The 4,752-nt window shown below is 44.5% G+C and carries 3 protein-coding genes; 2 read left to right on the plus strand and 1 reads right to left on the minus strand.

Features of this window, described 5'->3' with window-relative positions:
* The first annotated feature begins 426 nt into the window (after positions 1-426).
* Positions 427-2,160, plus strand: a complete 1,734-nt coding sequence (locus tag ACR2PX_RS03990) for a protein kinase domain-containing protein (RefSeq protein WP_433998071.1) — start codon at positions 427-429, stop codon at positions 2,158-2,160.
* Between the two features lie 742 nt (positions 2,161-2,902).
* Here ACR2PX_RS03990 and ACR2PX_RS03995 read toward each other — a convergent pair.
* The gene (locus tag ACR2PX_RS03995) at positions 2,903-3,097 is read right to left on the minus strand and encodes a hypothetical protein (protein WP_433998072.1); all 195 of its coding nucleotides are present in this window, start codon (positions 3,095-3,097) and stop codon (positions 2,903-2,905) included.
* A 248-nt stretch (positions 3,098-3,345) separates the two neighbouring features.
* Here ACR2PX_RS03995 and ACR2PX_RS04000 point away from each other — a divergent pair, with 248 nt between their 5' ends.
* On the plus strand, positions 3,346-4,353 hold the full coding sequence (locus tag ACR2PX_RS04000; RefSeq protein WP_433998073.1) for a DUF4917 family protein: 1,008 nt from the start codon (positions 3,346-3,348) through the stop codon (positions 4,351-4,353).
* Positions 4,354-4,752: the final 399 nt, after the last annotated feature.

Here is a 4,752-nt window from a genome sequence, read left to right on the forward strand (position 1 = left end):
GGCGCTCCTATAGAAGTCATCAAACAGTACGTTCAGCAGCAGAGAACACCGCATTAGTCGGCTATCGCCGACGAGCTTACATCCCCGCACTCAAAGTACGGGGTTTTACGCTCAACCGATAAACAGAGATAAAGGGCCGGGAATGAGTATGACAACAGAGATTGAGACAACATAGAGAAACCAGACTTCAATACTCATTTTTTACCCTTGTGATGATGACTTTATGCTATTAGACACTTCTTTAGTTGAACGGCCACTGTACCATCCTGAACAGAATCAGGAATCACTGGAACACGCTCATGGGACATTTCTCATTCTCCATAAGCCATACCGCGATCTAAAGGGCATTTTTAGTCTGATCGTCAGGGTTTGACAGTACCGACGATCAATGGTCCTTTAATGGCCAGCAAAAAAGAAAAGAAGAATATGAAGCCGTTACGAATGACGACAGCGGGTGCCAGCAGCGCTGGCATAAAAGCAGAAAACCAGGACGCCTGGGTGGCCGAAGTGCCCGACAACACCAGCGTTATGAACTATAAAGGCGCTGTTCTGGCTTTGGCCGATGGCGTCAGCGCCTGTACGGAAGCCCGCCGAGCCAGTCATACCAGTATTTCCAGCTTTACTTCTGATTATTACAGCACCCCTGATTCCTGGACCGCTCGACACTCTGCCGCCAAAATTCTCAGCGCACTGAACCGTTGGCTTTACCAGCAGGGTCATACTGACCCCATGGATCAGGGCAGCTGGTGCACCACCTTTACCGCCATGATTCTAAAATCAGCTACCTTGCACCTGGTGCATACCGGGGACTCCAGAGCCTGGCGAATAAGAAATAATGAGCTGGAATGCCTGACCCGGGATCATACCGCAACCATGGGTGGACGACAGTATCTGGGCCGGGCACTGGGCATGGTGCCGGACGTAGAGGTGGATTACAAATCAGAAGTGCTGGATGCCGGAGACATACTGCTACTGACTACCGACGGTATTCATGATTTTCTTTCACAAGACACCATCAAAGAATCTTTCTCCCAGCAGAAATCTTTGGATGAAGTGGCACAGCAACTGGTTGACCTGGCATTAAAGAACGGCAGCAATGATAACCTGACCTGTGTTATTGGCCGCGTTGAAGAAGTCCCTGCTGGCGACCCTTCCGAAAACCTGCAAAGACTTTCTGAGCTGAGATTACCCCCTGACCTTTACCCCGGTCAGATACTCGACGGTTATCGTATTCTAGAAGAACTTCATGCCAGCAAACGCAGTCAGCTTTATCTGGCAGAAGACACCTTGTCGGAGACAGCCACTGCCAATCATGTGGTCATTAAAACCCCTTCCATTAATTATGAAGACGACCCCGATTACCTTGAAGGTTTCATCCGGGAAGAATGGATTGGCCGCAGGGTAAAACACCCTTCCGTGATGGAAGTAAGAGCGCCCAGATCAGGCCGGCAATTTCTTTACCATACCTGTGAATACATAAAGGGCCAGACCCTGCGCAGCTGGATGCAGGAGAACCCCAAACCGTCATTAACAGAAGTCAGAGATATTGTTGCCCAGATCATCACGGCGATACGAGGACTGCACAGACTTCAAATTCTTCATCAGGACCTGAAACCGGAAAACCTGATGTTTGATCTGGAAGGTCGTCTGAAACTGATTGATTTTGGCTCAGCACGGGTCGCTGGTGATTCTGAAAACAGGCAAAGTCATCAAACTGATCTGCCGCAAGGCACCAAAAACTATACGGCACCGGAATACTTTCTGGATGGCACGATCAATGAAAGAGTCGACGAAAGAGCCGACCAGTTTGCCATTGGGGTGATTGCTTATGAATTGTTGACTGGTGAACTGCCCTACCCTGAACATTCAGGCAGCAGCATCAGGGTTCGGCATTATCAACACATGCAATACCGCCAGGCCAACCAGACTGATTCATCGATTCCTGCATGGATTGATTCTGCCCTGGCAAAAGCAGTGGCTGCTGACCCGGCTAAACGTTACCCGACCCTGTCGGAATTTTTGCAGGACCTGAAGCAACCCAACAGCTCATTCCAGAGTCGCAGCTTTCAACCTTTGATACAACGAAATCCGGTGCTGACCTGGCAGTTGATTGCGCTGTTACTGTTGATTGCCAATCTGGTTCAGTATTTGAGCAGCTGAAGCAGAATGGAGCACAGGTATATACCCATTGGATTTCAAGTTGCTACTAGGCGGCAAGAGAGTGAATCCCCGTGAGCCTACGAGGAGTAGGTGATCGGGGTGAGCGAACGCTGGCAACGACGTAGCAACTTGAAAGGCGATGGGTATAACACCCAGAAAGACTACTCTGACGCTACTACTGATCAAGCTTTGGCAGTACTCTGACACCTACCTTTTCTGGAACGATACAGGTACCATGTCGCTCAATGTAAAAGTTGGAACCGTTTCAAAAAAGCAGGATGCGAATTGAGCTCAGGGACATAAGCTCGGTGGCTAAAAAGTACAGCCAAAGTCTGAGGGCGGTAGCGTGCCTGCATACAACGCAACACGGACTCTTCAATCAATTTGTACGAAAGTTATGTAAATTGAGTTCGTATATGTAGATTTCTTCACAGCTCCCCATCTAATTGATTTTAAAGATTAATATTCTAAAAAAGTAAGCATGGTAATATTAAGCGAAAAATATACAAATCATGAAATGCGACAGGTCAAATAATGCTTATAAAAGTCGGATCAGGCCTACAGACACTGGTATTCATGGGGTCTGCTGAAAGTCATGTTTCCCAGAGATAGTATGTTATGCGACATTGAGTCGTATAAGTAAGCTGTTAGCCTTAAGGAAGAGGAATCCAGTGAAGCCAATAAACTTCCCGACACTATGTAGTGGACTATTGCTTATAAGCGCTATTGTTCTTTTTCGGGATCAATTTCTATTTTCAAAAACTGTTCCCAATTCCTTTTGGACGGAATACTTTCCTCTACCCTTTGGTGCGGGATGGTTTATTACAACTATTGTCTTAGTTCCTGCCGCCTGGTCATCTACAAAGATAAAAACGGTTATGATTAGATGTTTAAGTGTATTGTTAACATCAAATATCGTTGCCATACCAATTTCCATCTATTGCTCAAGTAATGTATTTTCTCTAAATAATTTGTTTAATCAGTTTCTGTGGGGAGGGCTTATATGTTTACCTCCAGCCATAGTTCATATTTTATTCAGGTACATATATTTACAATTTGAGAGAAAAGGCTAACAAGCGCCTGCAGTCGGCCAGCCAAACCTGTCACTCGTTTTGCCAAAAAACCGGCAAAACAAGCGCCAGCTTTGTCTGCCGCTGAGGCGGGCGTTACACGTAATCGAGAAGTATGAATACAGAAATCAAGAAGTGGGAAGATATCTGTGAAGATTTTACAGAAGGTCTTCTATTAGGAAATGGTTCTAGCATCTCATTTCACTCTGAGTTTGCTTATAAATCATTGAAACAGCATGCTGTTGATGCTGGGCTGATCAAAGGCGATGTAGAGAAAATATTCAAGTCGTTCCACACAGAAGACTTTGAATTGGTTCTTAGAATTGTATGGCATGCATATCATGTTAATGAAGCTTTAGGAATTGAAGACAAACAAACGCAAACAGCATATGAAGCTATTCGTAACTCGTTAATAAATGCAGTTCGTGATATTCATTGCTTACACTCAGATGTGACTGACAAATTTGATGCCGCATACAAATTTGCAAAGAGATTTAGTACAATATGTTCCTTGAATTATGATCTGACGCTTTACTGGGTTTGCATGTATGGAAATTATATTAAAGATGGCCATATATTCAAAGATTGCTTCCTACCCCGGTGTTTTGATGATGATTGGGAAAGATTCAGAGAGCCATACGGAGCACAAAAAGAATGTAGCTTATTCTTTTATCCTCATGGCAACCTAGTTTTTGCAAGGGATAAGATTGAGAATGAGAGAAAAATACAAGCTTCAGATAGCGAACTTTTAAACTCTATTCTCAAAAAATGGGAAAATGGTAGCTATGTACCTTTATTTGTAAGTGAAGGTACTTCTGATCAAAAAGTTAAGTCCATTCAGTCAAGCTATTACCTAAATACCGTCTACAGAGAAGTTCTTCCAAGTCTTGGAAAATCGGTAGTTATTTATGGCTGGGGATTTGGTGAGCACGACCTTCATATCATGAATCGGATTTGTAAGGGCGGCACGTTAAATTTCGCAGTTTCCGTTTTTCCTGATGGTAAAGAAGAAGCATATTGCAACAAAGTTTCTCAAATCATTAAAGATGCTTCAGGTAGCAACCGCAAAAAGGTTGATATAACATTTTTCTGCAGTAAAACCAGCAAAGAGTGCTGGAGTTAATTAGTGCCTGAACGGAAAGTACCTTTCGCCTTGGTATCAAAGGCTTGAAGGGGCTATATAACCATCGAAGTTTCATAATATTTATTCGTTCTATGTAGAGCTTTCAAGGGGTAGAAAATTTTCAAAAGAAAATACGTGCTGATTCTCCTAAAACTTCGCAGTCAACTTTTTGCTTTCATGCTTAGAAAGAGTAAGGCTTGGACAGTTTTCGTTCTGACACTAATTACGTGTAACAAGTCCATCCAGCCGACCGCCTCCGGCGTCGGCTGATGGAGGCGTGTGTGCCGAGCATGGCACTTAACTAGAGAGGTGAAAGTCCTCTTACCAGGTATTCGCAGAGCCGAAGGTTAGCGAAAGGGCAAGGGCGTTGTCGTGAGGCAGGGTCTGAAGGAAGCCCAA

Source organism: Endozoicomonas sp. (assembly GCF_051008435.1).
Taxonomy (GTDB): domain Bacteria; phylum Pseudomonadota; class Gammaproteobacteria; order Pseudomonadales; family Endozoicomonadaceae; genus Endozoicomonas_A.

Bases quoted from the DNA above. Each gene is read 5' to 3' on its own strand.
- ACR2PX_RS03995 (WP_433998072.1), bottom strand. From the start codon at position 3,097: ATGGAAATTGGTATGGCAACGATATTTGATGTTAACAATACACTTAAA.
- ACR2PX_RS04000 (WP_433998073.1), top strand. From the start codon at position 3,346: ATGAATACAGAAATCAAGAAGTGGGAAGATATCTGTGAAGATTTTACA.
- ACR2PX_RS03990 (WP_433998071.1), top strand. From the start codon at position 427: ATGAAGCCGTTACGAATGACGACAGCGGGTGCCAGCAGCGCTGGCATA.